General features: G+C 60.1%; 21 protein-coding genes and 4 tRNA genes. 12 read left to right on the top strand and 13 right to left on the bottom strand.

Going from position 1 to position 23,015, the window contains the following annotated elements:
- Nucleotides 1-123: 123 nt before the first annotated feature.
- Nucleotides 124-1,140 (bottom strand): outer membrane protein assembly factor BamD, encoded by a 1,017-nt coding sequence (locus PS14A_RS21295; protein WP_016773139.1) that lies wholly within the window; start codon nucleotides 1,138-1,140, stop codon nucleotides 124-126.
- A gap of 151 nt (nucleotides 1,141-1,291) precedes the next feature.
- Between PS14A_RS21295 and rluD the strand changes: the two genes are divergently transcribed.
- The 8 genes from rluD to PS14A_RS21255 all read left to right on the top strand — a co-directional run bounded on the left by rluD (nucleotide 1,292) and on the right by PS14A_RS21255 (nucleotide 8,170).
- A complete protein-coding gene (gene rluD, locus PS14A_RS21290; protein ID WP_042610487.1) occupies nucleotides 1,292-2,254 on the top strand; it encodes a 23S rRNA pseudouridine(1911/1915/1917) synthase RluD in 963 nt (320 codons plus the stop codon).
- Nucleotides 2,251-2,973, top strand: a complete 723-nt coding sequence (pgeF, locus tag PS14A_RS21285) for a peptidoglycan editing factor PgeF (RefSeq protein WP_212617162.1) — start codon at nucleotides 2,251-2,253, stop codon at nucleotides 2,971-2,973. Before rluD ends, pgeF begins: the two co-directional genes overlap by 4 nt.
- Before the next feature lie 131 nt (nucleotides 2,974-3,104).
- Nucleotides 3,105-5,669, top strand: coding sequence for an ATP-dependent chaperone ClpB (gene clpB / locus PS14A_RS21280; RefSeq protein WP_212617161.1), 2,565 nt, complete (start codon nucleotides 3,105-3,107; stop codon nucleotides 5,667-5,669).
- Nucleotides 5,670-5,966: 297 nt separating this feature from the next.
- Nucleotides 5,967-6,042: transfer RNA gene (locus PS14A_RS21275), tRNA-Asn, on the top strand.
- Between the two features lie 9 nt (nucleotides 6,043-6,051).
- Nucleotides 6,052-6,128: transfer RNA gene (locus tag PS14A_RS21270), tRNA-Pro, on the top strand.
- Between the two features lie 5 nt (nucleotides 6,129-6,133).
- Nucleotides 6,134-6,209: transfer RNA gene (locus tag PS14A_RS21265), tRNA-Lys, on the top strand.
- 97 nt (nucleotides 6,210-6,306) lie between these two features.
- Nucleotides 6,307-6,383, top strand: a tRNA-Pro gene (locus PS14A_RS21260).
- Nucleotides 6,384-6,544: 161 nt separating this feature from the next.
- Nucleotides 6,545-8,170, top strand: coding sequence for a methyl-accepting chemotaxis protein (locus PS14A_RS21255; RefSeq protein WP_137215604.1), 1,626 nt, complete (start codon nucleotides 6,545-6,547; stop codon nucleotides 8,168-8,170).
- Between the two features lie 156 nt (nucleotides 8,171-8,326).
- Here PS14A_RS21255 and PS14A_RS21250 read toward each other — a convergent pair whose 3' ends face one another.
- The 4 genes from PS14A_RS21250 to PS14A_RS21235 form a co-directional block, all read right to left on the bottom strand.
- Nucleotides 8,327-9,625, bottom strand: coding sequence for an NAD(P)/FAD-dependent oxidoreductase (locus PS14A_RS21250; protein ID WP_016773144.1), 1,299 nt, complete (start codon nucleotides 9,623-9,625; stop codon nucleotides 8,327-8,329).
- A 63-nt stretch (nucleotides 9,626-9,688) separates the two neighbouring features.
- A complete protein-coding gene (locus PS14A_RS21245; protein ID WP_007909875.1) occupies nucleotides 9,689-9,862 on the bottom strand; it encodes a DUF3094 domain-containing protein in 174 nt (57 codons plus the stop codon).
- Nucleotides 9,863-9,913: 51 nt separating this feature from the next.
- A complete protein-coding gene (locus PS14A_RS21240) occupies nucleotides 9,914-10,441 on the bottom strand; it encodes an MOSC domain-containing protein (RefSeq protein WP_160768590.1) in 528 nt (175 codons plus the stop codon).
- Entirely contained in the window at nucleotides 10,438-11,064 is a 627-nt protein-coding gene (locus PS14A_RS21235; RefSeq protein ID WP_007909887.1) for a DUF1780 domain-containing protein, read from the bottom strand. Before PS14A_RS21235 ends, PS14A_RS21240 begins: the two co-directional genes overlap by 4 nt.
- A gap of 190 nt (nucleotides 11,065-11,254) precedes the next feature.
- Here PS14A_RS21235 and PS14A_RS21230 point away from each other — a divergent pair, with 190 nt between their 5' ends.
- Nucleotides 11,255-11,944 (top strand): energy-coupling factor ABC transporter permease, encoded by a 690-nt coding sequence (locus PS14A_RS21230; RefSeq protein WP_130911375.1) that lies wholly within the window; start codon nucleotides 11,255-11,257, stop codon nucleotides 11,942-11,944.
- A 65-nt stretch (nucleotides 11,945-12,009) separates the two neighbouring features.
- Nucleotides 12,010-12,225, top strand: a complete 216-nt coding sequence (locus PS14A_RS21225) for a hypothetical protein (RefSeq protein WP_016773148.1) — start codon at nucleotides 12,010-12,012, stop codon at nucleotides 12,223-12,225.
- Nucleotides 12,226-12,232: 7 nt separating this feature from the next.
- Here the strand turns inward: PS14A_RS21225 and yacG are convergent, their stop codons facing one another.
- The 5 genes from yacG to pilB are packed head-to-tail and all read right to left on the bottom strand — an operon-like array spanning nucleotide 12,233 to nucleotide 16,844.
- Nucleotides 12,233-12,433, bottom strand: coding sequence for a DNA gyrase inhibitor YacG (yacG, locus tag PS14A_RS21220; RefSeq protein ID WP_016773149.1), 201 nt, complete (start codon nucleotides 12,431-12,433; stop codon nucleotides 12,233-12,235).
- Nucleotides 12,430-13,053, bottom strand: coding sequence for a dephospho-CoA kinase (coaE, locus tag PS14A_RS21215; protein ID WP_212617160.1), 624 nt, complete (start codon nucleotides 13,051-13,053; stop codon nucleotides 12,430-12,432). The genes yacG and coaE overlap by 4 nt, the downstream gene beginning before the upstream one ends.
- Nucleotides 13,050-13,922 carry an A24 family peptidase gene (locus PS14A_RS21210; protein ID WP_212617159.1) on the bottom strand — a complete coding sequence of 291 codons (873 nt, stop codon included), beginning with the start codon at nucleotides 13,920-13,922 and terminating at the stop codon, nucleotides 13,050-13,052. Before PS14A_RS21210 ends, coaE begins: the two co-directional genes overlap by 4 nt.
- Before the next feature lies 1 nt (nucleotide 13,923).
- The gene (locus PS14A_RS21205; RefSeq protein ID WP_212617158.1) at nucleotides 13,924-15,141 is read right to left on the bottom strand and encodes a type II secretion system F family protein; all 1,218 of its coding nucleotides are present in this window, start codon (nucleotides 15,139-15,141) and stop codon (nucleotides 13,924-13,926) included.
- Nucleotides 15,142-15,143: 2 nt separating this feature from the next.
- Nucleotides 15,144-16,844, bottom strand: coding sequence for a type IV-A pilus assembly ATPase PilB (pilB, locus tag PS14A_RS21200; RefSeq protein ID WP_212617157.1), 1,701 nt, complete (start codon nucleotides 16,842-16,844; stop codon nucleotides 15,144-15,146).
- Between the two features lie 226 nt (nucleotides 16,845-17,070).
- Between pilB and PS14A_RS21195 the strand changes: the two genes are divergently transcribed.
- Together PS14A_RS21195 and PS14A_RS21190 are read left to right on the top strand one after the other, a co-directional pair.
- A complete protein-coding gene (locus PS14A_RS21195) occupies nucleotides 17,071-17,493 on the top strand; it encodes a pilin (protein ID WP_137215598.1) in 423 nt (140 codons plus the stop codon).
- 295 nt (nucleotides 17,494-17,788) lie between these two features.
- A complete protein-coding gene (locus tag PS14A_RS21190) occupies nucleotides 17,789-18,142 on the top strand; it encodes a BON domain-containing protein (protein WP_016773155.1) in 354 nt (117 codons plus the stop codon).
- Between the two features lie 271 nt (nucleotides 18,143-18,413).
- On the opposite strand, the gene PS14A_RS21185 is transcribed toward PS14A_RS21190, so the two are convergent.
- The 3 genes from PS14A_RS21185 to PS14A_RS21175 all read right to left on the bottom strand — a co-directional run bounded on the left by PS14A_RS21185 (nucleotide 18,414) and on the right by PS14A_RS21175 (nucleotide 22,900).
- Nucleotides 18,414-18,713: a DUF2845 domain-containing protein gene (locus tag PS14A_RS21185; protein ID WP_039761633.1), complete on the bottom strand. Its 300-nt coding sequence runs from the start codon at nucleotides 18,711-18,713 to the stop codon at nucleotides 18,414-18,416.
- Complete coding sequence (locus PS14A_RS21180) at nucleotides 18,710-21,661, bottom strand: DUF748 domain-containing protein (RefSeq protein WP_212617156.1); 2,952 nt, start codon at nucleotides 21,659-21,661, stop codon at nucleotides 18,710-18,712. The genes PS14A_RS21185 and PS14A_RS21180 overlap by 4 nt, the downstream gene beginning before the upstream one ends.
- A 222-nt stretch (nucleotides 21,662-21,883) precedes the next feature.
- Nucleotides 21,884-22,900: a class I SAM-dependent methyltransferase gene (locus PS14A_RS21175; RefSeq protein ID WP_212617155.1), complete on the bottom strand. Its 1,017-nt coding sequence runs from the start codon at nucleotides 22,898-22,900 to the stop codon at nucleotides 21,884-21,886.
- Nucleotides 22,901-23,015: the final 115 nt, after the last annotated feature.

Raw genomic sequence — 23,015 nt, 5'->3', positions numbered from 1 at the left:
AGCGGCTTTTCGACTGATGATCCGGCAGTTTAGCCAAGGACCCGATCAGCGCACAGCCTATTAAAGCGCGGCAATAAAAAAGGGAGATCCGCAGATCTCCCTTTTTTCGTACAGCCGGTGTGCTCAGTCGAACACGCCGAAGGTCATGTAGCTGAACCACGAGCGATCGGTGTCGCTGGATTCCGGCTCTGGCTCTTCGATCACGTCGCCGTTTTCGTCTTTAGGCTTGAGCTCGTTCGGAATCGCATCTTTCGCGTCCTGGAACTGCTTCTGCACGTCCTGGTTGGCGCGGGTTTCGCCCGGCGGCAGCGGTGGACGCGATTCGATCAGGCCCAGAGTCGCCTTGCTCAGGAACGAACGGTTGTCGGCCTCGGCTACGCGTGGCACGAACTGGCCATCCTGCAGGCTCGGGTGATCCGGGTAGTTGAGCTTCAGGGTTTCCAGGCTGGTGGCGGCCAGATCGTCGAGATGCAGACGCTGGTAAGCCTCGGTCATCACCGCCAGGCCGTCGCCGACCGATGGGGTTTCCTGGAAGTTTTCCACGACATACTTGCCACGGTTGGCAGCGGCTACGTAAGCCTGACGGGTCAGGTAGTAGTCAGCAACGTGGATTTCGTAGGCCGCCAGCAGGTTGCGCAGATAGATCATGCGCTGCTTGGCGTCCGGCGCGTAGCGGCTGTTCGGGTAGCGGCTGGTCAGCTGCGCGAACTCGTTGTACGAGTCACGGGCGGCGCCAGGGTCACGCTTGGTCATGTCCAGCGGCAGGAAGCGCGCCAGCAGGCCGACGTCCTGGTCGAACGAGGTCAGACCCTTGAGGTAGTACGCGTAATCCACGTTCGGATGCTGCGGATGCAAACGAATGAAACGCTCGGCGGCGGACTTTGCAGCTTCCGGCTCGGCGTTCTTGTAGTTGGCGTAGATCAACTCCAGCTGAGCCTGATCGGCGTAGCGACCGAACGGATAACGCGACTCCAGAGCCTTCAGCTTGGCTGTGGCGCTGGTGTAGCTGTTGTTGTCCAGATCAGTCTGAGCCTGCTGATACAGCTCGGCTTCGCTGAGGTTTTCGTCTACGACTTCCTTCGATGAGCAAGCAGCGGTCAATGCGAGGATGGCGATCAGCAGCAGGTGTTTCACTTGCATGGCGGCTTGCGTCCCTATGACGGCCGCTGTCTTGGGCGGGGCCGTCCTGTTATGATGAGCGCCCCGTTGAAAAGCCTCGGGGCAAAAGACGCCGTATTTAACCACAAGCGCGCAGCCGAAACCAAAGGCTGTGCCGACGCCCAGTCCGAGCATGTCCGATAAAATTGAACTTCGCGCAGAGGTGCCGTCCGAATTGGGCGGCCAACGCCTCGATCAAGTCGCCGCCCAACTCTTCGCTGAGCACTCACGCTCGCGCCTTTCCGCCTGGATCAAAGAAGGTCGCCTGACTGTGGACGGGGCGGTGATCCGCCCGCGCGACATTGTGCATGGCGGTGCCATCCTTGAGCTGACTGCCGAGCAGGAAGCTCAGGGCGAATGGATCGCCCAGGACATCGAGCTCGACATCGTCTATGAAGACGACGACATCCTGGTGATCAACAAGCCTGCGGGCCTGGTGGTGCACCCGGCTGCCGGCCATGCCGATGGCACCCTGCTCAACGCTTTGTTGCACCATGTGCCGGACATCATCAATGTCCCGCGCGCCGGTATCGTGCATCGTCTGGACAAGGACACCACCGGTCTGATGGTGGTGGCCAAGACCATTCAGGCGCAGACCAAGCTGGTCGCACAATTGCAGAGCCGCAGCGTCAGCCGTATCTACGAGTGCATCGTCATTGGCGTGGTCACCGCCGGTGGCAAGATCAATGCGCCGATCGGTCGTCACGGCCAGCAACGCCAGCGCATGGCAGTGATGGAAGGCGGCAAGCCTGCCGTCAGCCATTACCGCGTGCTCGAGCGTTTCCGTTCCCACACTCATGTGCGGGTGAAGCTGGAAACCGGTCGGACCCACCAGATCCGCGTGCACATGGCGCACATCAACTTCCCGTTGGTCGGCGATCCGGCGTACGGCGGGCGCTTCCGCATTCCGCCAGCGGCCAACCCGACCATGGTTGAATCGCTCAAGCACTTCCCGCGTCAGGCCCTGCACGCGCGCTTCCTGGAACTCGATCATCCGACGAGCGGTGAGCGCATGAGCTGGGAATCGCCGCTGCCGGAGGATTTCGTCTGGCTGCTGACCCTGCTCAAGCAGGATCGCGAGGCCTTCGTCGGATGAACTGGCTGACGCCGGACTGGCCTGCGCCGGCCAGCGTCAGGGCCTGTGTCACCACCCGCGAGGGTGGTGTCAGCGAGGCGCCGTTCGACAGCCTGAATCTGGGTGATCACGTCGATGATCGTCCTGAAGCCGTCGCCGAGAACCGTCGGCGTCTGACCGATCACTTCTCCATACAGCCTGCCTGGTTGCAGCAAGTGCACGGGATCACCGTTGCCCATGCTGATCCGGGCATCGTTGCGACTGCAGATGCCAGTTGGACCGCAACGCCGGGTATTGCCTGCGCGGCGATGACGGCGGATTGCCTGCCGGCGTTGTTCTGCAATCGTGCGGGCACCCGTGTAGCGGCGGCCCATGCCGGTTGGCGTGGTCTGGCGGCGGGTGTGCTTGAAGCCACCCTCGACAGCCTCGATGTTGCGCCTGAAGACGTTCTGGTCTGGCTCGGCCCGGCGATTGGCCCGCAAGCATTTGAAGTCGGCGCGGAAGTACGCGAAGTCTTCGTCAAACAGTTGCCGGAAGCGGCGACAGCCTTCGTGCCGAGCCACAATCCCGGCAAGTTCATGGCCGACATCTATCACCTGGCGCGCCTGCGTCTGGCTGAACGCGGTGTTACCGCTGTTTATGGTGGCGGTTTCTGCACCGTGACCGATCCGCGCTTCTTCTCCTACCGCCGTGCGTCGCGCACCGGTCGGTTCGCTTCCTTGATCTGGCTCACCCGCTAGACTTGCCTGACCTGTATCAACTCTCCGACGCTTGAATCTTGCAGAATCGACCGCATCTATAGCGGTATCTGGCAGGTTTCTTTATTCAGGATGGTTTCTTAGGTCCGGCCTGCTCAAAAGGAAGGTGACCCATGCGTATTGACCGTTTAACCAGTAAATTACAGTTGGCCCTGTCCGACGCCCAGTCGTTGGCGGTTGGCCACGATCATCCGGCCATCGAGCCGGCGCACTTGATGCAGGCCATGCTTGAACAGCAGGGCGGTTCGATCAAGCCGCTGCTGATGCAGGTAGGCTTCGACGTCAACAGCTTGCGTAAAGAGCTGACCAAAGAGCTCGACCAATTACCGAAAATCCAGAACCCGACCGGCGACGTCAACATGTCGCAGGATCTGGCGCGCCTGCTCAATCAGGCCGATCGCCTGGCTCAGCAGAAGGGCGACCAGTTCATCTCCAGCGAACTGGTGCTGCTCGCCGCGATGGACGAGAACAGCAAGCTCGGCAAGTTGCTGCTCGGCCAAGGCGTGAGCAAAAAAGCCCTGGAAAACGCGATCAACAACCTGCGTGGGGGCGAAGCGGTAAATGACGCCAACCACGAAGAATCGCGTCAGGCCTTGGACAAATACACCGTCGACCTGACCAAGCGCGCCGAAGACGGCAAGCTTGATCCGGTGATCGGCCGTGACGACGAGATCCGCCGCACCATTCAGGTTCTGCAACGCCGTACCAAGAACAACCCTGTGCTGATCGGTGAGCCTGGCGTGGGTAAAACCGCGATCGCCGAAGGTCTGGCCCAGCGCATCATCAACGGCGAAGTGCCGGACGGCCTCAAAGGCAAGCGTCTGCTGTCGCTGGACATGGGCGCGTTGATCGCCGGCGCCAAGTATCGCGGCGAGTTCGAAGAGCGCCTGAAATCGTTGCTCAACGAGTTGTCGAAGCAGGAAGGGCAGATCATTCTGTTCATCGACGAGCTGCACACGATGGTCGGCGCCGGTAAAGGCGAAGGCTCGATGGATGCAGGCAACATGCTCAAGCCTGCGCTGGCTCGCGGCGAGTTGCACTGCGTCGGCGCGACCACGCTCAACGAGTATCGCCAATATATAGAGAAGGATGCGGCGCTCGAGCGGCGTTTCCAGAAAGTCCTGGTGGACGAGCCGAGCGAAGAAGACACCATCGCCATTCTGCGTGGCCTTAAAGAGCGTTACGAGGTTCACCACAAGGTGGCGATCACCGACGGCGCGATCATTGCCGCGGCGAAACTCAGCCATCGCTACATCACGGATCGGCAGTTGCCGGACAAGGCCATCGACTTGATCGATGAGGCAGCCAGCCGTATCCGCATGGAGATCGACTCCAAACCGGAAGTACTCGATCGTCTGGAGCGGCGCCTGATTCAGCTGAAGGTGGAATCCCAGGCGCTGAAGAAAGAAAGCGACGACGCAGCGAAGAAACGCCTGGAAAAACTCCAGGAAGAAATCGAGCGTCACGAGCGTGAGTACTCGGATCTGGAAGAAATCTGGAACTCGGAAAAAGCCGAGGTGCAGGGTTCTGCGCAGATCCAGCAGAAGATCGAACAGTCGCGCCAGGAACTGGAAGCCGCACGCCGCAAAGGCGACCTGAACCGCATGGCCGAGTTGCAGTACGGGGTGATCCCCGATCTGGAACGCAGCCTGCAGATGGTCGACCAGCACGGCAAGAGCGAAAACCAGTTGCTGCGCAGCAAGGTAACTGAGGAAGAGATTGCCGAAGTCGTGTCGAAGTGGACCGGCATCCCGGTGTCGAAAATGCTCGAAGGCGAGCGCGACAAGCTGATGAAGATGGAGAGCCTGTTGCACAAACGGGTGATCGGTCAGGAAGAAGCGGTCGTGGCTGTGGCCAACGCCGTGCGGCGTTCCCGCGCCGGGCTGTCCGACCCGAATCGGCCGAGCGGCTCGTTCATGTTCCTCGGCCCGACCGGTGTCGGTAAAACCGAGCTGTGCAAGGCCTTGGCCGAGTTCCTCTTCGATACCGAAGAGGCGATGGTGCGGATCGACATGTCCGAGTTCATGGAGAAACATTCCGTGGCTCGTCTGATCGGTGCGCCACCAGGCTACGTCGGCTACGAAGAGGGCGGCTACCTGACCGAAGCGGTGCGTCGCAAGCCGTACTCGGTGATCCTCATTGACGAAGTCGAGAAGGCGCACCCGGATGTGTTCAACATCCTTCTGCAAGTGCTTGAGGATGGCCGGCTGACCGACAGTCACGGGCGTACGGTGGACTTCCGCAACACGGTAATCGTGATGACGTCCAACCTCGGGTCGATGCAGATCCAGGAACTGGTCGGTGATCGTGAAGCGCAGCGGGCCGCCGTGATGGACGCGCTGACGTCGCACTTCCGTCCGGAGTTCATCAACCGGGTCGACGAGGTGGTGATCTTCGAGCCGCTGGCGCGGGAGCAGATCGCCGGGATTACCGAGATCCAGTTGGGTCGCCTGCGCAGCCGTCTGGCCGAGCGCGAGCTGAAGCTGGAACTGAGCCCTGAGGCGATGGACAAGCTGATCGCCGTCGGTTACGACCCGGTGTATGGCGCACGTCCTTTGAAACGGGCGATCCAGCGCTGGATCGAAAACCCGCTGGCGCAGTTGATCCTGTCGGGTCATTTCATGCCGGGCGACACCGCCACCGGCAAGGTCGAGAACGACGAAATCGTTTTCGGCTAAGCCTCAGCGGCAATGAAACCGGGAAGGCCTCGCATTGCGAGGCCTTTTTTTCGCCAGGCTGTTGAACTCAAAGGAAAAGGCTTGTAAAGTGCGCCCCGCAGTCAGTCACCGGCAGCGTTTCAACCCACCGGGTTGGAATCTGAAATAAGTTGCAAATCATTAACTTGAAAGCAATTTAGGGGGTTGACAGAGGTGTTCTAGGTTGTAGAATAGCGCGCCTCAGACACACGAACGCAGCGATGCGAACGGGTGGCGAGATGCAAAAAAGCTTCACCGTTGTAAATTGAAATATGTAGTTCCGTGATAGCTCAGTCGGTAGAGCAAATGACTGTTAATCATTGGGTCCCAGGTTCGAGTCCTGGTCACGGAGCCAATTTCAAACCGGGGTATAGCGCAGTCCGGTAGCGCGCCTGCTTTGGGAGCAGGATGTCAGGAGTTCGAATCCCCTTACCCCGACCATATTTGGGTCGTTAGCTCAGTTGGTAGAGCAGTTGGCTTTTAACCAATTGGTCGTAGGTTCGAATCCCACACGACCCACCATTTTTGAAACCAGTTTGCGCTGGGATCGAATCTTAAGATCAGAGGCCAAAAGCGCTGATCGAAGAAGGCGATCTTTGAAAGGTCGCCTTTTTTTTACCGGGGTATAGCGCAGTCCGGTAGCGCGCCTGCTTTGGGAGCAGGATGTCAGGAGTTCGAATCCCCTTACCCCGACCATATTGAAAATCCTCGTATCGAAAGATACGGGGATTTTTTTTGCCTGCTGAAAGCTGAATCCCTTCAAGTCGTCATACAACCTGCCGATAGCCCGCTAACAAGAGGGGACTGCCAACGCTTCGCCCCTTGATCTGGCCATTACAAGAATAAGGGCGTTCGTCATGTTGCTTCGTCAGTTGAATATTGCTCCCCGGGCTGCCCTGGGTTTTGCCCTGATCGCGGTGTTGGTGGCCTTGCTCGGCGTGTTTGCGCTGGGGCAGATGTCGAGCATCCGCGACAGTGAGGTGGCGGTGGAGAACCGCTGGTTGCCGAGCATCCGTGGCGGCGACGAGATCCGTGAACTGATGCTGCGCATCCGCACTATCTCCCTGCGCATGGCGCTCGATCAGGATCCGGCCAATATCGCCACCTATCGCGGCCAGATGGACACCCGCGACAAGGAGCTGAGCGAAAAAATCGCAGCCTACGACAAACTGGTCGACACTGCCGAAGGCCAGCAGCTGTATGACCAGTTCAAGAAAACCTTCGCCGCCTATCGCACCGGCATTGCCCAGTCGTTCACCCTCGCTGAGCAAGGCAAGCGTGACGAGCTGACCAAATTGCTCCTGGTTGACATGAAGACCGTGGTCGACGGCTCCGGCAAACAGCTCAATGATCTCGCCGATCTGTTCGCCCGCCAGGTCGCTGCCGAAAGCGAGAAGTCCGCCGCGCATTATGAAACCTCGCGCACCATCGTTACTCTTTTCATTGCCTTGGCAGCGCTGGCCACGGTGGCGCTGGCGATGTTGCTCACGCGCAGTATCGTGCGCCCGCTGAGCAGCGCGGTGGATGCCGCCGAAAGTGTCGCCAAGGGCGATCTCACCCGACCGATCGAAACCCATGGCAACGACGAAGTCAGCCGCTTGCTCAAAGCCCTCGCGACGATGCAACAGAACCTGCGCGAGACGCTGCAGGGTATCAGCGGCTCAGCCACACAACTGGCCACCGCCGCTGACGAACTGAGCGCCGTTACCGTCGACAGCACCCAAGGCTTGCAAGAGCAGAACAACGAAATCGAACAGGCCGCCACTGCGGTTAACGAGATGACCGCTGCGGTGGAGGAGGTCGCGCGCAACGCGGTGTCGACGTCCGATGCCACGCGCCAGTCCAGTCAATCGGCGCAATTGGGCCAGGAGCGCGTCAGCGAAACCGCCAGCGCGATCAATGCGCTGGCCAGCGATGTGCAGAACACCGGTGAACTGGTGCAGTCGCTGGCCAATCAGTCGCAGGACATCGGCAAGGTTCTGGACGTGATTCGCGCCATCGCCGAGCAGACCAATCTGCTGGCGCTCAACGCTGCCATCGAGGCAGCACGAGCGGGCGAAAGCGGTCGCGGCTTTGCGGTGGTGGCTGATGAGGTGCGCGCGCTGGCGTATCGTACCCAGCAATCGACGCAGGAAATCGAGCAGATGGTGCAAGGCATGCGCAGCGGTTCGAGCCTGGCGCTGGAGTCCATGCAGGCCAGCGCATCTCGTGCGGCGAGCACGTTGGTTCTGGCAGAGCGGGCGGGTGAGGCGTTGGTGACGATCACAGCGTCGGTGCACGAGATCCACGAGCGCAACCTGGTGATCGCCAGCGCGGCCGAGGAGCAGGCGCAGGTGGCGCGGGAAGTGGATCGCAATCTGGTGAATATTCGCGACCTGTCGGTGCGTTCGGCTGCGGGGGCTGATCAGACCAGCGCATCGAGCCACGAACTGTCGCAACTGGCCAATGCGCTGCAGGGCATGGTGCGGCGCTTCCAGCTGTGATGAGCAGCGATTCATTGCAGGCCTTCGCCCACTGATTTGAGAACAGCACGAAACAATGTGGGAGCGAGCCTGCTCGCGAAGGGGCCGGATCATTCAACGACAGTGTTGACAGACCCACCGCTTTCGCGAGCAGGCTCGCTCCCACAGGTTGGCGTTTTAGTGCAGTTTCAGACGCGGCTCGGTGCCACGACCAATCTTGCTCCCCAGCATCAGCATCGCCGTGCGAAACGGCCCGTACAGTGCCATCTGGTGCATACGGTACAGCGACACATAGAACATCCGCGCCAGCCAGCCTTCGAGCATGACGCTACCGGTCAGGTTGCCCATCAAGTTACCCACAGCAGAAAAACGCGACAGTGAAATCAGCGAGCCGTAGTCGGTGTACTTGTACTCCGGCAGGGTCTTGCCTTCGATGCGCAGCTTCAGCGACTTGGCCAGCAGCGACGCCTGTTGATGCGCCGCTTGTGCCCGTGGTGGGACGTTGCGATCAGTGCCCGGTTGCGGGCACGCCGCGCAGTCACCGAAGGCAAAGATGTTTTCGTCGCGCGTGGTTTGCAGAGTCGGCAACACTTGCAGCTGATTGATGCGGTTGGTTTCCAGACCGTCGATGTCCTTGAGGAAACCCGGTGCGCGGATGCCGGCAGCCCAGACTTTCAGGCTGGCCTTGATCTCGTTGCCATCGGCGGTGATCAGGCTGTCGGCAGTCACTTCGCTGACTGCTGCGTTGGTCATCACATTGACCCCGAGCTTCTCCAGGGTCTTGTGCACCGGCCCGCTGATGCGCTCCGGCAGGGCAGGCAGCACCCGTGGGCCGGCTTCGATCAGCGTGATGTGCATGTTTTCCGGTTTGATCCGGTCCAGGCCATACGCCGCCAGTTCATGCGCCGCGTTGTGCAGCTCGGCCGCCAGTTCGACGCCAGTGGCGCCAGCACCGACGATGGCCACGCTGATCTGCTCGACCACGTCGGTCTGCCCGGCGTGGGCGCGCAGATAGTGATTGAGCAATTGCTGGTGGAAGCGCTCAGCCTGTTTGCGCGTATCGAGGAACAGACAATGCTGCGCCGCGCCCTGGGTGCCGAAATCGTTGGTGGTGCTGCCGACGCTGATCACCAGCGAGTCATAAGCTACTTCACGCGCTGGCACCAGCTCAACGCCGTTTTCGTCGTATGTTGCGGCCAACTGGATTTTCTTCTGCGCGCGATCGAGCCCGCTCATGCGCCCAAGCTGGAACTCGAAGTGGTTCCATTTCGCCTGGGCGACATAGTTGAGTTCGTCTTCGGAGGAGTTCAGGGAACCGGCGGCCACTTCGTGCAGCAGCGGCTTCCAGATGTGGGTCAGGTTCGCGTCGACCAGCATGACGCTGGCCGTGCCGCGTTTGCCCAGAGTCTTACCCAGACGGGTAGCCAACTCCAGACCGCCGGCGCCGCCGCCGACAATGACAATACGATGGGACATAGGGATAACTCGCAAGGTTTTTAAAGGAAATCGGTGCGGTTACCCGAGGGAGCGCAAGGCAGCTCATAACGTCAGGTAACTGATAAATCGGCTCAACAGGCCCAGACCAATGGTCACTGCCAGCACCAGCACCAGGAGCATCCACGGCCGGAAAGGCCGGCGCTCGACACGGTGTTGGGACAGTTGCAGGTACTCTTCGACATGCTTTTGGTCTTCGGGGTTCAGGCGGCTGGTCATATTTGCCTCGTCAGGTAGACGTTACTGAATGAGCACAGGCTACAGCGGTTTTCAGCCCGGGTTGAACGCAGCGTAACCGCTGTCCGGAACCGGTTCGACGCACACGCTATCGTCGAGGCGAATGATGCCGCTTTGCAACACCCGGGCGGTGATCCCGCCATGCCCGCGCACGGCCTGGAAAGTGCCCGGGCCGAGATTGTTCTGCAAACGTGCACAGGGCTGACACCAGCCAGTGGTTTCGAGTATCGCCTGCCCGATGCGAAAGCGCCGCCCCTTCAGGCTAAACAAATTGATTCCGCTTATAACGAGATTGCGCCGCAGATCTTCAGGCCGGACCGGCTCGTCATCGGGACGGCCCATCAATGCATTGATCACCGCCAAGTGCTCCCACTGAATCAGCGTCACCTGTCGCGCATTGCGAACGCCCGGGCGGGCGTGGTCGCCGGTGAGCCCGGCCTCCAGCCGCGCCTCGACCGCGTCCAGCTCAAGCATCGGCCCACGGGATTCTGGACGCACACCGATCCAGCGCACGCGACCGGTTTGCGGAACCTCGGCGATCAACTGCTGCAGCGGCGTCACAGGCTTATGCCCACGTCGAACACAATGCTGCGGCCGAGGTTGCTGCGCAGAAAGTCTGGTGCGTCGGGGTGGGCGAACAACACGCGGGCGAATGTCGGGCCGACCAGCGACAGCGAGCGCCAGCCCTGACGCAGGTATTCGGTCGGTGGCGGGAAATGACTGTTGAGGTCCAGCACTTCGCGCTTGAGGCTGGCGAAGGCGATGATGTCCAGTTCACCCAGATCCATGCCGCGTTCCTTGTAGTTGTGCGCCTTCTTGCGCAGGGTCGGCGCCAGACGCAGGAGAAATTCATTGGCCGGGATGCGTTTGGGCTTGGCTTCGCGGCGCACCAGTTGGCTCAGGGAAAACGCGCTGCGCCGACGCTGCAATTCGTCGCGCCACTCGTCATTGAGACGGCGGCCTTCGTCGAGGACGAAAAAAACTTCGAAATTGGCATCGCGGAACAGCACGTCCGGCGGCTCACCGGCCGGGGCGAATTCGTCGGCGCGGTAGGGGATGTTCAGACCTTGCAGCAGGCGCTGGCAGACCCAACGCTCACGCTCCCATTTGCGGGCATTGGACAGGAACGCATTGGCCTGCTCGGCCGCGATGGTCAGCAGGCGTAAATAATCTGAATCATCCATAAGCCCAAGCTTAGCGTCCAAATGCGACAAGCAGATAGCTTTGCATCGGCTCAGACATAAACGTCGCGCGATTGCGCCCTTGTAGGAGCTGCCGAAGGCTGCGATCTTTTGCTTTTATAAACAAGATCAAAAGATCGCAGCCTTCGGCAGCTCCTACAAAAAAGCGTGTCGAGTAGCAGGTGAGGGAATCATGATCGGTGCCGAACTGCTTTCAACGGCAAGCCTGACGCTCGGCTGGCTGATTTATCTGCCGGTGCTGCTCTGGGCGATCATGCGTGCGCCATGGGTTGAGCTGTTCAGCGACAGTCGCCGGCAGCACTTGCTGTTCGGCACGGTGTTCGCGCTGTTTCTGCTGTGGCTGGTGCGCAGGGATTTCGACACCGGCGTGTCGTATCACTTCATCGGCATGACCGCGGTCACGCTGCTGCTCGATTGGCCGCTGGCGATTGTCGGCGGGCTGGTGGCGCAGATTGGCCTGGTGCTTTTGGGGCGTCAGGACCTGGCTGCGGTGGGCGTCAATGGCGCGTTGCTGATTCTGCTGCCAGTGCTGATCACCGAGTGCGTGGCTATTCTGGTCGAACGCGCGCAGCCACGAAATCCGTTCGTTTACATCTTCTGTTCCGGCTTCTTCGCCGCTGCGTTGTCAGGCCTGTTGTGCCTGATTCTGAGCCTGACGCTGCTGTGGTACGACGGCCTCTTCGCCATGCCGGAGTGGCTGGAGGATTTTGTCGGCTACCTGTGGTTGCTGCTGTTCCCCGAGGCCTTTATCAACGGCATGGTTGTCAGTGCGTTGGTGGTGTTTTGCCCGGAGTGGCTGGAGACCTTCAACCGCACCCGTTACCTTTCGGCGCCGTGGAAGGACGACGATCCGAAGTCTTGATCCACATCAAACCGGCCATGCCGCTGAGATTTCATGCTCACGCAAATCCCTTCAGGAGCATTGGCATGGGCGTTTACGAATGGGCGCGGCAGGAAACCCGGCAGAGTCTGGAGCTGGCGCAGGAAGTGGGCTTTGACCCGGGCCTGAGTTTGCGCGCCCTGCTCAGCGCCGTGGTGCAGCAGAGCAAGGCAGTGCGCAATGCCGAAGACTTGGCCGACGAGTTGCGCTTTCTCGCTGAGAACCTCGACGACAGTCAGGACTACGGCTTTATGCGGCCCTGATCAGCGATCAGTGACGCGGATCGAAATCGCCGGAGAACAACTCGTCCTCGGCATCCGGTGCGACCGGAATCTTGTGTTCTTCCGAGGCCCAGGCGCCGAGGTCGATCAATTTGCAGCGGTCGGAGCAGAACGGACGGAATTTGTTCGCCGGGGTGAATTCGACGGGGGCGCCGCAGGTTGGGCATTCAACGGTTGGAATCTGGCTCATGCTTGGCCTCCGGATAAAGTCAGATAAAAGTGATGCAGACGCTCGACCTCGCTGTGCAGCCAGGCGAGGTCGCGGTCGTTGACGATCACGTCGTCGGCACGGCTCACTCGGTCTTCACGGCTCGATTGCGCCTTGAGGATCGCCTGCACCTGCGCTTCGCTGGTCTGGTCACGCTGCAAGGTGCGTTCGATCTGCAGTTGTTGCGGCGCATCGATGACCAGAATGCGCTGGGTCATCGCGTATTGCCCGGACTCGATCAGCAAAGGTGACACCAGAATCGCGTAAGGCGATTTTGCCTGCGCCAGATGATGAGCGATTTCTTCGCCGATCAACGGATGCAACAGCGCTTCGAGCCAACGTCGCTGTTCGGGGTCTTCAAAAATCAGTTTGCGCAGGGCGGCGCGGTCCAGCGTGCCATCGGCCTGCAACACGCCGGAACCGAAATACTCGGCGATTTTCGCCAGCGCCGGACGCCCCGGCTCGACTACCCAGCGCGCCGCATGATCGGCATCCACCACATGCACGCCCAGGTCGATGAAGTGCTGCGCCGCCGCGCTTTTGCCGCTGCCGATGCCGCCGGTCAGGCCGAGAATCCAGGGTTTTTCCACAGGGGTATTCATTTCAAACCGACAGACTGCCAATAGAAGTCGGTTATTTGACCACCCCAGAGCAAGGCAATCCAGCCGGCAATTGCCAGAAAGGGTCCGAAGGGGATCGGCGTCGAGGTTTCCTGGGCGCGCAGGCGCAGCATGACGACGCCCAAAATCGCTCCCACCAAGGATGACAACAGAATCGTCAGCGGCAGAATCTGCCAGCCACCCCAAGCGCCAAGCAAGGCCAATAGCTTGAAATCGCCATGACCGATACCGTCCTTGCCGGTGAGCAGTTTGAACAGCCAGAACACCGACCACAGCGCCAGATAACCCGCGACTGCGCCCCACAATGCATCTGGCAACGCCACGAACACGCCGAAGCTGTTGACGATCAGCCCCAGCCACAGCAGCGGCAACACCAGCACGTCGGGCAGCAGCTGATGCTCGCAGTCGATCAGACTCATCGCCAGCAAGCCCCACGTCAGCAAGATCAGCCAGCCCGCCGGCCAGCCGAAGCCCAGATGCCAGGCGATGAATGCCGAAAGCAGACCGCAGGCGAGTTCAGTCAGCGGGTAACGTTTGCTGATTGGCGCCGAACAGGCCGAGCAACGCCCGCGCAGGCACAGATAACTGAGCAGCGGAATGTTTTCCCACGGACGGATCCGGTGTCCGCAATGCGTGCACGCGGAGTGCGGCAGCATCAGGTTGTAGGTCGGCACGGGCGTTTCAGTGGGCAGGCCGAGCACATCATGGGCTTGCTGGCGCCAGTCGCGCTCGAGCATTTTCGGCAGGCGCCAGACCACAACATTGAGGAAGCTGCCGACCACCAGCCCGAGCAGCAGCGCGCTGACCACAAAGGCCAGCGGATACACGGCAAACAGTTCATCGATAGGCATGTCAGATCGCTGAGCCGAGTTGGAAGATCGGCAGGTACATGGCCACCACCAGTCCGCCGACGATGACCCCCAGCACCACCATGATGAACGGCTCCATCAGGCTGGTGAGGTTGTCGACCATGTTATCGACTTCGGCTTCATAAAAACCGGCGACCTTGTCGAGCATGTCATCCAGTGCCCCGGACTCCTCGCCAATGGCGGTCATCTGCACCGCCATATTGGGAAACACACCGGTGCTGCGCATGGAGAAGTTCAGCTGCATGCCTGTCGAAACGTCTTGCCGAACTCGGAGCACCGCGCGCTTGAATACCACATTGCCGGTGGCGCCGGCGACCGAATCCAGCGCTTCCACCAACGGCACACCCGCCGCGAAAGTGGTCGACAGGGTGCGGGCAAAACGGGCGACGGCGGACTTGTACATCAAGGTGCCCACCAGTGGCAGCTTCAGCAGCCAGGCATCGCGGCGGTCACGCAGGGCCTGCGAGGTTTTCAACGCGTGGCGAGTGCCGAAAAACGCTGCCACCAGCGCAACAAGAATCGCCCACCACCACTGCTGCATGAACTCCGACAGGCTGATGATCATCAGGGTGAAGCCCGGCAGTTCGGCGCCGAACCCGGAAAACACCGACTGGAACTGCGGCACCACTTTGACCAGCAGAATGCCGGTCACCACAGCCGCCACCAGCACCACGGCGGTGGGGTAGGTCATGGCTTTCTTGATCTTGGCCTTGAGCGCTTCGCTTTTTTCCTTATAGGTGGCCACCCGTTCGAGCAAGGTGTCGAGGGCACCGGACTGTTCGCCGGCGTCGACCAGGTTGCAGTACAACTCGTCGAAGTATTGCGGCTTCTTGCGCAGGGCTGTGGCGAAACTGTTACCGGCCGCGACCTCCTGTTTGACCTCGTCGACCAGTTTGCGCATGGCCGGATTTTCGAAGCCTTCACCGATAATGTCGAAGGACTGCAACAGCGGCACGCCGGCCTTCATCATGGTTGCCATCTGCCGGGTGAACAGGGCGATGTCCTGCGGCTTGATGCGTTTGCCCAAGCTCAGCAGGGACGCGGATTTCTTGCGCACCTTGCCCGGGTTGATCCCCTGTTTGCGCAGCTGCGCCTTGATCAGCGCGGGGTTCTGCCCGCTCAGTTCGCCAGTGACCTTGCTGCCTTTGCGGTCGGTGCCTTCCCAGGCGTAAACGCTGACTTTCGCTGCCTTGACCGCCATGTTCAATCCTTGGTGACCCGGTTGATTTCCTCAAGGCTGGTGATGCCTTGCATGGCCTTGTGCAGCCCGGAAGTGCGCAGATCGGCGAAACCGTCGCGACGCATCTGGATGTCGATTTCCAGCGAATTGCCTTCGGCCATGATCAGCCGTTGCAGGTCCGGTGTGTTCTTTACCACTTCATAAATCCCCACGCGTCCTTTGTAACCGCCGTTGCAGTGATCGCAACCGACCGGCTCGTAGATCGTGAAATGACCTATGCGTTCCTCGGGAAAGCCTTCCTTGAGCAAGGTTTCGTGAGGAATGTCCAGCGGCCGTTTGCAATGCGCGCACAACTTGCGCGCCAGACGCTGGGCGATGATCAGGCTGACCGAGGTGGCGATGTTGAAACCGGGAATGCCCATGTTGTGCAGGCGCGTGAGGGTTTCCGCTGCGCTGTTGGTGTGCAGGGTCGACAGCACCAGGTGGCCGGTTTGCGCGGCCTTGATCGCGATCTCGGCGGTTTCCAGGTCGCGGATCTCGCCGACCATGATCACGTCCGGGTCCTGACGCAGAAACGAGCGCAGCGCCTGGGCGAAGTCCAGCCCTTGCCGAGGATTGACGTTGACCTGATTGATGCCTGCCATGTTGATTTCCACCGGGTCTTCGGCGGTGGAAATGTTGATGTCGACGGTATTGAGGATGTTCAGCCCGGTATACAGCGACACGGTTTTACCGGAGCCGGTGGGGCCGGTGACCAGAATCATTCCTTGTGGCTGTTTCAGCGCGGCGAGGTACAAGGCCTTTTGCTCGGCCTCGTAACCCAGCGCGTCGATGCCCATTTGCGCACTGGACGGGTCGAGGATCCGGATCACCACTTTTTCGCCCCATAGGGTCGGCAGGGTGTTGACGCGAAAATCGATGGATTTGCTTTTCGACAGGCGCATCTTGATCCGCCCGTCCTGGGGTTTGCGCCGTTCGGAAATATCCAGACTGGCCATTACCTTCAGGCGAGCGGCGATACGCCCGGCCAACTGGATCGGTGGCTTGGCCACCTCGCGCAGCATGCCGTCGGTGCGCATGCGTACGCGATAGTTTTTTTCGTAGGGTTCGAAATGCAGGTCGGACGAGCCGCTCTTGATCGCATCGAGCAGCATCTTGTGCACGAAGCGCACGACCGGGGCGTCGTCAGCATCGAGGCCGCCGATTACGTCCTGTTTGTTGTCATCGATGGCCTCGACGTCGAGGCCGTCGAGATCGACATCGGCCATTTCCTCGAGGCCCGAGGCATGGCTCTCGAAGAACTTGTCGATGGCGTCGCTGAGCTTGTCGTCCTCGACCAGAATCGCTTCGGTGCTCAGGCCGGTGCTGAACTGGATGTCGCTGATCGCCTGCTGATTGCTCGGGTCGGAAAGGCCTACGAACAGTTTGTTGCCGCGCCGCCAGAGGGGCAGTGCGCAGTGCTGGCGAACCAGTTTCTCACTGACCAATCCCTTGGGCTGACTCTCTTTGTCGACGCAATGCAGATCGAGCAGGGCCATGCCGAAGTGTTCCGAAGCGATCTCGGCTATCTGCCGGCTATTGACCAGTTTGTTGTGCACCAGGTAGTTCACCAGCGAGACGCGGTTGTGCTGGGCCTGCGCCCAGGATTGCCGGGCGCTTGTTTCCGTGAGCAGTTCGGCCTGGACCAATTGCTTGGCCAGACCGCTCAGAGTGATGTCATTCATGGGGATTCCGCACGCTTGCCGTTCATGACTTATAGCCTAGTCAAGTGACAGCGCCAAACATGGCCGGTGCAGGTGACAAAAAGTGTCAGATAGTGCGGTTGCGGGTTGTAGGAAACGGCGCAGGGGATTGCGCGCGCCCAGCAGGCGGGGACTGGAAGGCGTTGGCATGGGCTGTGCTGAGCCTTGTTCAGATCATGAGATTTCGACTCATGCATGGAGCGTGTCTATGAAAAAACAACAAGGTTTCACATTGATCGAGCTGCTGATCGTTGTGGCGATCATCGGCATTCTGGCGACTATCGCCCTGCCTCAGTATTCGAAATATCAGGCGCGGTCGAAGGTTACGGCGGGGCTGGCGGAGATCAGCGCGATGAAAGTGCCCTTTGAAGACCTGATTAATCAGGGGACAAACCCGACGCTGGCGGCGGTAAAGGGCGATAACGTAACCACGACCTCCAATTGCGCTCTCACCGCGTCAGGCACTGCTGCTGATGGAGCTGGAACGATTGTATGTACGCTGGCCAATGCGCCAGCGCCTGTATTAGGCAAAACCATCACGCTGACACGTACAGCGGCGGGTGGTTGGACTTGTGGCACTACGGTCGCTCCTGACTATTCGCCAAAAGGCTGTAACGCTACTGGTACTTGATCGATATGTAATCTTCAGAATGCCCCGCACCGCGGGGCATTCTCGTATCGCGACCGCTTCACAAAAGCTCTAATAATTTCAGCAGCTTATGAACTTTCTTAAAAACCGCAACTTGCATGCGAAATTGCGTTGAGTCATGCATTTTGCATGAAAATGAAAATGAGCGTTTTTCATAACTGTTTGTTTTTAAACGATTTTATACGACCGAAAAAGTTGGCACAGCGTTCGCAATATCTCCGGTAACCCTGCTGACAAGCGTTACAGCAGACTTCCAGAAAAAACAGGAGTTACTCGTATGAAGAAGTTCGCTATCACTGCCGCTGCTACCGCTCTGACCCTGACCATGGCTGGTGGTGCTTTCGCCCAGTCCGCTCAGGCTACCCAAGCGCCAATGGTTCTGGCTGCCGGTGAAGTTACCGAAATGAAACAAGATACCAGCGACACCTGGATCACCACCAAGGTCAAAGCTGACCTGGTTACCGAAAAAGGCATTCCAGGCACCGACATCAAAGTCGAAACCAACAAGGGTGTAGTTTCCCTGTCGTCGACCACTGCGGTAACCGAGTCGCAGAAAGAAGTCGCCGTAGGCATTGCCAAGAAAATCAAAGGCGTTAAAGCGGTCTCCGCTGACGGCCTGAAAGCCGAGTAAGGCAAGACTTCTCGCCTGAACCGGGAGAAGACGCGACAGACGGGCCGAGCAATACGTCTGCCGCAACTTTAGAGTTCATGCGAACGGTCACACGGATGTGACCATTACAGGCCCCGGCACTTGTGTCGGGGCCTGTTCTATTTGGGCATCCATCGAAAACCAATGTGGGAGCGAGCCTGCTCGCGAATGCGTAGTGTCAGCCGACAAGTTCGTCAGTAGACAGACCGTATTCGCGAGCAGGCTCGCTCCCACAGGGTAAATTTCGTTCGGCTTAATTGCCGCGTTTGCTGTTGATCTGCCGCAAGCGGTTGCCTTCGAAGCGCAGGTATTGATACATGCCGTTGTTCGGGCCGTAGGTCCATTCCTCGACCTGAAACTCTTCGCGGCGATTGGCACTGCGCTTGTAGCCGAGCACGTCGCGACTGACCGGCTCGCCGCATTTTTGCAGCACTTCGCTTGCGCGGTCGCCGAGGCTGATCAACTGGCTGCCGCAGCGCAAGGTATCCGAAGCCGACGCGTGGCCGGCAGCGCACGTCAAAGCGAGCACAGCCAGCCAGTTACGCACGGTCATTCGGCATCCAGGTGCATTTGCGTCACCACGCGGCCATCGCTTTCGGCCTCGCCGAGGTTGGCGTCGATGAAGTACACGCGGTCATCCTCGAGCTTGCCCTTGTCGACCAGATAATCCTTGATGGTGCTGGCGCGATCCTGGCCCAACTGCCGCAGCAGCACATCGCTGCCACTCCAGAACGCGATCACGCCCTGACGCATTTTCGCCGTGCGTTCTTCTTTGCCGAGATCTTTCCATTCAACCGGTGGCTGGGTTTTCAGGCGGGTGCGGTAGATGCCTTCGAGCAATGCGCCTTTCTCGCCTTCGGGCACTTGCAGCAGCGAGGCCTGGGCCGGGACTTTGTCGCCACGGCGCTGGAGCATCTTGTAGTAGTTGTACTGATATTCGCGTTCCAGACGTTGCTCGGCCAGCAGTGGCCCATCGCTGCTCTTCGCGGCAGTGCCTTCGATCTCCAGGCGCAGCGCCGGACGTTCCTTGAGCGCCTGCGACAGTTTCACCAGCGCCGCTTCGGCGTCTTTGCTCAGATCGCTGGAGCCCGGCGCGAAGGACACCGTGCCGAGGTCTTCGGAGCCGCCGCCACTGACCAGTCCGCCGATCATCTTGAACGGCGCGGCGGCAGCTTTGACGATCAAATTGCGCAGGGTCTGCCAGACGATCGGCATGACGCTGAACTGTGGATTATTCAGGTCGCCGGTCACCGGCAATTCGATGGAGATCTTGCCGTCGACGTCCTTGAGCAGGGCGATCGCCAGTTTCAGCGGCAGACTCACTGCATCAGGGCTGTCGACCTTCTCGCCCAGCTGCAACTGCTCGACGACGACTTTGTTCTCGGCTTTCAGTTGGCCTTTGGTGATCAGATAGTGCAGATCAAGGTTGAGCCGGCCCTTGCGGATGCGGTAGCCGGCGAATTTGCCGGAGTAGGGCGTCAGGGTCGTCAGTTCGACGCGCTTGAAACTGGTGGCGATGTCGAGGCTGGCCATCGGGTCGAACGGATTGACCGCACCCTTGATGGTCACCGGCGCATAGCGGTCGACCTTGCCTTTGATGTCGACGCTGGCCGGTTTTGCCTGACGGCTGTCGATGGTGCCGATCTGACCGTTGAGCTGCTGCACGGCGGTGGCGAAATTCGGCGTCAGGCTGAAGTCGGCAAAGTTCGCCGAGCCGTCGTTGATCGCAATCGCACCGATGTGAATGCCCAGTGGTTTGTCCTTGCTGGCCGGTTTGGCTCCGGCAGGTTTGGTGCCGCTGTCGGCCGGTTGCGGGATCAACAGGTCGTCGACGTTGGTGGTGCGATCGTCGTTGATCATGAAGCGCACATACGGCTGCAACAGGTTGACCTTGTCGATCGACAGACTGTCGCCGTGCTGATAGTTGATGCCGTCGACCACCACTTGCTGCCATTTGAGGAAGTCGCGGGTCTTCAGCGTATCGAGGGTGTGCAGTTGATCAATCTGCGCGCGGCCGGTGATGCTGAGGGCCAGTGGCTCGGTGCTCTTCAGATTGACCTTGAGATCGCTGCCGAGCATGCCGCTGCGCAGTTCCAGGCGAATGAACGGGTTGATGTAGGACTGCGCGACACGCAGGTCGACGTCCTCGGTTTTCACGTTGAGCTGTGCGTTGACCGGAGCCAGATTGACCGTGCCGTCGGCGCTGATCTTGCCTTGCTTGCCCAGGCCGCTGTCGAGCTTGAGCTTGAAAGGCGAGCCGTTGAGGCTGTCGAAGTCCTGCAGGTCGACGTTCAGCGGGGTGATGTCCAGCGCCACCGCCGGTTGCGCCGAGCGGTCAGCGAGATGGACCGTGTAGTTGCGCAGTTGCACATCCTTGACCAGCACCTGCCATGGCTTGCTCGGGGCGCTTGGCTCAGGTTTTGGCGAGTCGGCGGCGGCCGGTGTATCCGTAGGTTCGGCAGCGGCTTTGGCCGCCGGTTTCGACGGTTGGCTGGCGAACAGTTTCTGCCAGTCCAGTTGGCCATCGGCTTCCAGCGCCGCCCAGGTTTCCAGTTTGTTGCTGCGGATCTTGCCGACCATTACTTGCTGCTTGGCCAGGTCCAGCGAGGTGTCGCTGACGTCGAGGCGTTCGAGCCTGGCCAGCGGACGTCCGTCCGGAGCCTTGATGGCGAATGGCGCAATGCTCACCGCGACGTTGTTCAGCAGCAGTTCGGTCTGTTTCGACAGGTTGAGTTTGTACTCGGTGCTGAGGCTGACCACGCCGTTTTCCAGCACCAGCGGCACGGCGTCGCGCACGTAGGGCCAGAAGGATTTCATCTGGCCATCGGTGACTTTCAGGGTGCCTTCGGAGGTGAACGGGATCAGGCTGAAATTGCCGGTCCAGTCGATCCGCCCGCCAGCGGGGCCGATGGCGACGAGGGTCATGTCGGCGCTGTCCTCGGGCAGGGTGCTGAGGTTTTTCAGCTCGAAACTGAGGTCGTCGTAAAGAAATTCGATCGGTTCGCTGGGCCGCATATCCTCGAAATGCACCACGCCGCCGGCCAGTTTGATGTTGTCGATGCGCAGCGGGAATGGCTTGGCGTCGGGATCGGCGGGTGTCGGCTCGCTCGGCGGCAGGTTGAACAGGCCCAGCAGGTTGAGCTTGCCGTCCTTGGCGAAGCTGATTTCGCTTTTGGGTTTGTCCAGTTCGATGTCGGACAGGTGCAGGGCCTTGGTCCACAGGCTGTCGATTTGCAGGTTGGCATAGAGGCGATCGAAGCCGACCTGCTCCTTGCCCGGCTCGCCGATGACCAGGCCCCACAGGGTGACCTCAAGGCTGAAGGGGTTGAGTTCGATACGCTGCAGATGCGCCGGCACCGTGGCGTAGTTGGCCAGTTGCTGGTTGGCCACGCGCAAGGCAATGCCCGGCAGGATCAGAAACCCCAGCAGGCTGTAGAGGGCCAGGGCTGTCAGCAGTGCGCCAATCGCGCGAATCAATCCTTTGGGCATGTGCGGCTTCATCTGTCTGAATCGGAGTGCCTTGGAGTATGGCACGCGATTCTGGTTCCGAAGTGCTTGATGTGGGACAGGATTGTTCAGAAATTTCTGCAGGAATAGATCTCCCTTGTGGGAGCGAGCCTGCTCGCGAATGCGCTGGTTCAGTGAAAAACAAGTCGACTGACACTGCGCTTTCGCGAGCAGGCTCGCTCCCACAGGGAAATGTAATCGCTCATGCCGGAGGGATCACAACTGCAAGATCAGCGTCTTCAACGGCGGCTGCTGGTCCTGCGAGGGGAAATCGGCGCCCGGGGTCATCACGCTCCATTCGCGCACCGGGCGGCCGGCTTTTTCGGCGCAGCGCAGCACTTGTTCGCGCCAGTCGTCCATGCTGACTTTCGCCAGGTTGTTGCAGCAGATCAGTACGCCGTTGTCAGCGGTGGTCAGCAGGGCCGGTTTGAGCAGGCTCTGATAATCGCGCAGCAGATCGACGGTGCCGAATGCGCTTTTGGCCCACGCCGGCGGATCGAGCAGGACCAGATCGTATTGGCGCTGTTCGAGGCGCTGATAGCTCGGCAACTTCTGCCCGCGCCGCGCGCTGATCGGCAGGCCGGTGAGCTGGCGGATTGCCGGGAAGTAATCGGACTGAATGAATTGCATCTCCGGCAGTTGCGGGTTGAGCAAACCATTCTCCCGACCGACCGCCAGATTGCCCTCGGCGAAATCGAGGTTGCACACCTCGCGCGCACCGCCCGCCGCCGCACTGAGGCCAACGCCACAGGTGTAAGCGAACAGGTTGAGCACGCTTTTGCCTTGCGCGTGATCCTTGACCCAGCCACGGGTGTTGCGCAGGTCGAGGAACAGCAGCGGATCCTGCCCGGCATGACGCCCGCGTACGCGGTAGTTCAGGCCCCATTCATGCCCGACCAGATCCGCCAGTGCGGCGTCATCGGCTTTATAGACGCTGTCCTCGCGATCGATCCGCGAGTTGCCACGGGAGCGGTCGTTGTAGACCAGCAGGCTGTCGAAGCTCAGGGTCTGGTTGACCATGGCGTGCAGTTGCAGCAGATCATCACGTTCGAGCGCCTGGTGAAAACTCTGCACCAGCAGTTGCGGGCCGTAGCGGTCGATGGTCAGGCCGCCGGCACCTTCCTGGCTGCCATGGAACAGCCGATAGCAATCGGTGCCCTGGCTGTGCAGCGCAGCGAGCAGGTCCTGGCGTTGATCGAGGGCGGCGCGCAGCGCCTGATTCAAGGAAGACATGCGGGCGCCTTGCTGAAAAAACGCGAAGCTTAGCAGTCGGGGAGCTACAAGCGGCAAGTTTCTAGCTGCAAGCTAAAAGCGAAAAGCTGCGCGGACCGCTTTAGCTTGCAGCTTG

Source organism: Pseudomonas sp. 14A, from assembly GCF_018132745.1.
GTDB lineage: Bacteria > Pseudomonadota > Gammaproteobacteria > Pseudomonadales > Pseudomonadaceae > Aquipseudomonas > Aquipseudomonas mercuritolerans.
Note: the sequence above shows the minus strand (reverse complement) of the source record. Positions and strands in the feature narration are given on the sequence as shown.

What these genes read in the sequence shown, in the direction of transcription:
- PS14A_RS21295 (WP_016773139.1), bottom strand. Translation starts at nt 1,140, where the DNA reads ATGCAAGTGAAACACCTGCTGCTGATCGCCATCCTCGCATTGACCGCT.
- rluD (WP_042610487.1), top strand. Translation starts at nt 1,292, where the DNA reads ATGTCCGATAAAATTGAACTTCGCGCAGAGGTGCCGTCCGAATTGGGC.
- pgeF (WP_212617162.1), top strand. Translation starts at nt 2,251, where the DNA reads ATGAACTGGCTGACGCCGGACTGGCCTGCGCCGGCCAGCGTCAGGGCC.
- clpB (WP_212617161.1), top strand. Translation starts at nt 3,105, where the DNA reads ATGCGTATTGACCGTTTAACCAGTAAATTACAGTTGGCCCTGTCCGAC.
- PS14A_RS21255 (WP_137215604.1), top strand. Translation starts at nt 6,545, where the DNA reads ATGTTGCTTCGTCAGTTGAATATTGCTCCCCGGGCTGCCCTGGGTTTT.
- PS14A_RS21250 (WP_016773144.1), bottom strand. Translation starts at nt 9,625, where the DNA reads ATGTCCCATCGTATTGTCATTGTCGGCGGCGGCGCCGGCGGTCTGGAG.
- PS14A_RS21245 (WP_007909875.1), bottom strand. Translation starts at nt 9,862, where the DNA reads ATGACCAGCCGCCTGAACCCCGAAGACCAAAAGCATGTCGAAGAGTAC.
- PS14A_RS21235 (WP_007909887.1), bottom strand. Translation starts at nt 11,064, where the DNA reads ATGGATGATTCAGATTATTTACGCCTGCTGACCATCGCGGCCGAGCAG.
- PS14A_RS21230 (WP_130911375.1), top strand. Translation starts at nt 11,255, where the DNA reads ATGATCGGTGCCGAACTGCTTTCAACGGCAAGCCTGACGCTCGGCTGG.
- PS14A_RS21225 (WP_016773148.1), top strand. Translation starts at nt 12,010, where the DNA reads ATGGGCGTTTACGAATGGGCGCGGCAGGAAACCCGGCAGAGTCTGGAG.
- yacG (WP_016773149.1), bottom strand. Translation starts at nt 12,433, where the DNA reads ATGAGCCAGATTCCAACCGTTGAATGCCCAACCTGCGGCGCCCCCGTC.
- coaE (WP_212617160.1), bottom strand. Translation starts at nt 13,053, where the DNA reads ATGAATACCCCTGTGGAAAAACCCTGGATTCTCGGCCTGACCGGCGGC.
- PS14A_RS21210 (WP_212617159.1), bottom strand. Translation starts at nt 13,922, where the DNA reads ATGCCTATCGATGAACTGTTTGCCGTGTATCCGCTGGCCTTTGTGGTC.
- PS14A_RS21205 (WP_212617158.1), bottom strand. Translation starts at nt 15,141, where the DNA reads ATGGCGGTCAAGGCAGCGAAAGTCAGCGTTTACGCCTGGGAAGGCACC.
- pilB (WP_212617157.1), bottom strand. Translation starts at nt 16,844, where the DNA reads ATGAATGACATCACTCTGAGCGGTCTGGCCAAGCAATTGGTCCAGGCC.
- PS14A_RS21195 (WP_137215598.1), top strand. Translation starts at nt 17,071, where the DNA reads ATGAAAAAACAACAAGGTTTCACATTGATCGAGCTGCTGATCGTTGTG.
- PS14A_RS21190 (WP_016773155.1), top strand. Translation starts at nt 17,789, where the DNA reads ATGAAGAAGTTCGCTATCACTGCCGCTGCTACCGCTCTGACCCTGACC.
- PS14A_RS21185 (WP_039761633.1), bottom strand. Translation starts at nt 18,713, where the DNA reads ATGACCGTGCGTAACTGGCTGGCTGTGCTCGCTTTGACGTGCGCTGCC.
- PS14A_RS21180 (WP_212617156.1), bottom strand. Translation starts at nt 21,661, where the DNA reads ATGAAGCCGCACATGCCCAAAGGATTGATTCGCGCGATTGGCGCACTG.
- PS14A_RS21175 (WP_212617155.1), bottom strand. Translation starts at nt 22,900, where the DNA reads ATGTCTTCCTTGAATCAGGCGCTGCGCGCCGCCCTCGATCAACGCCAG.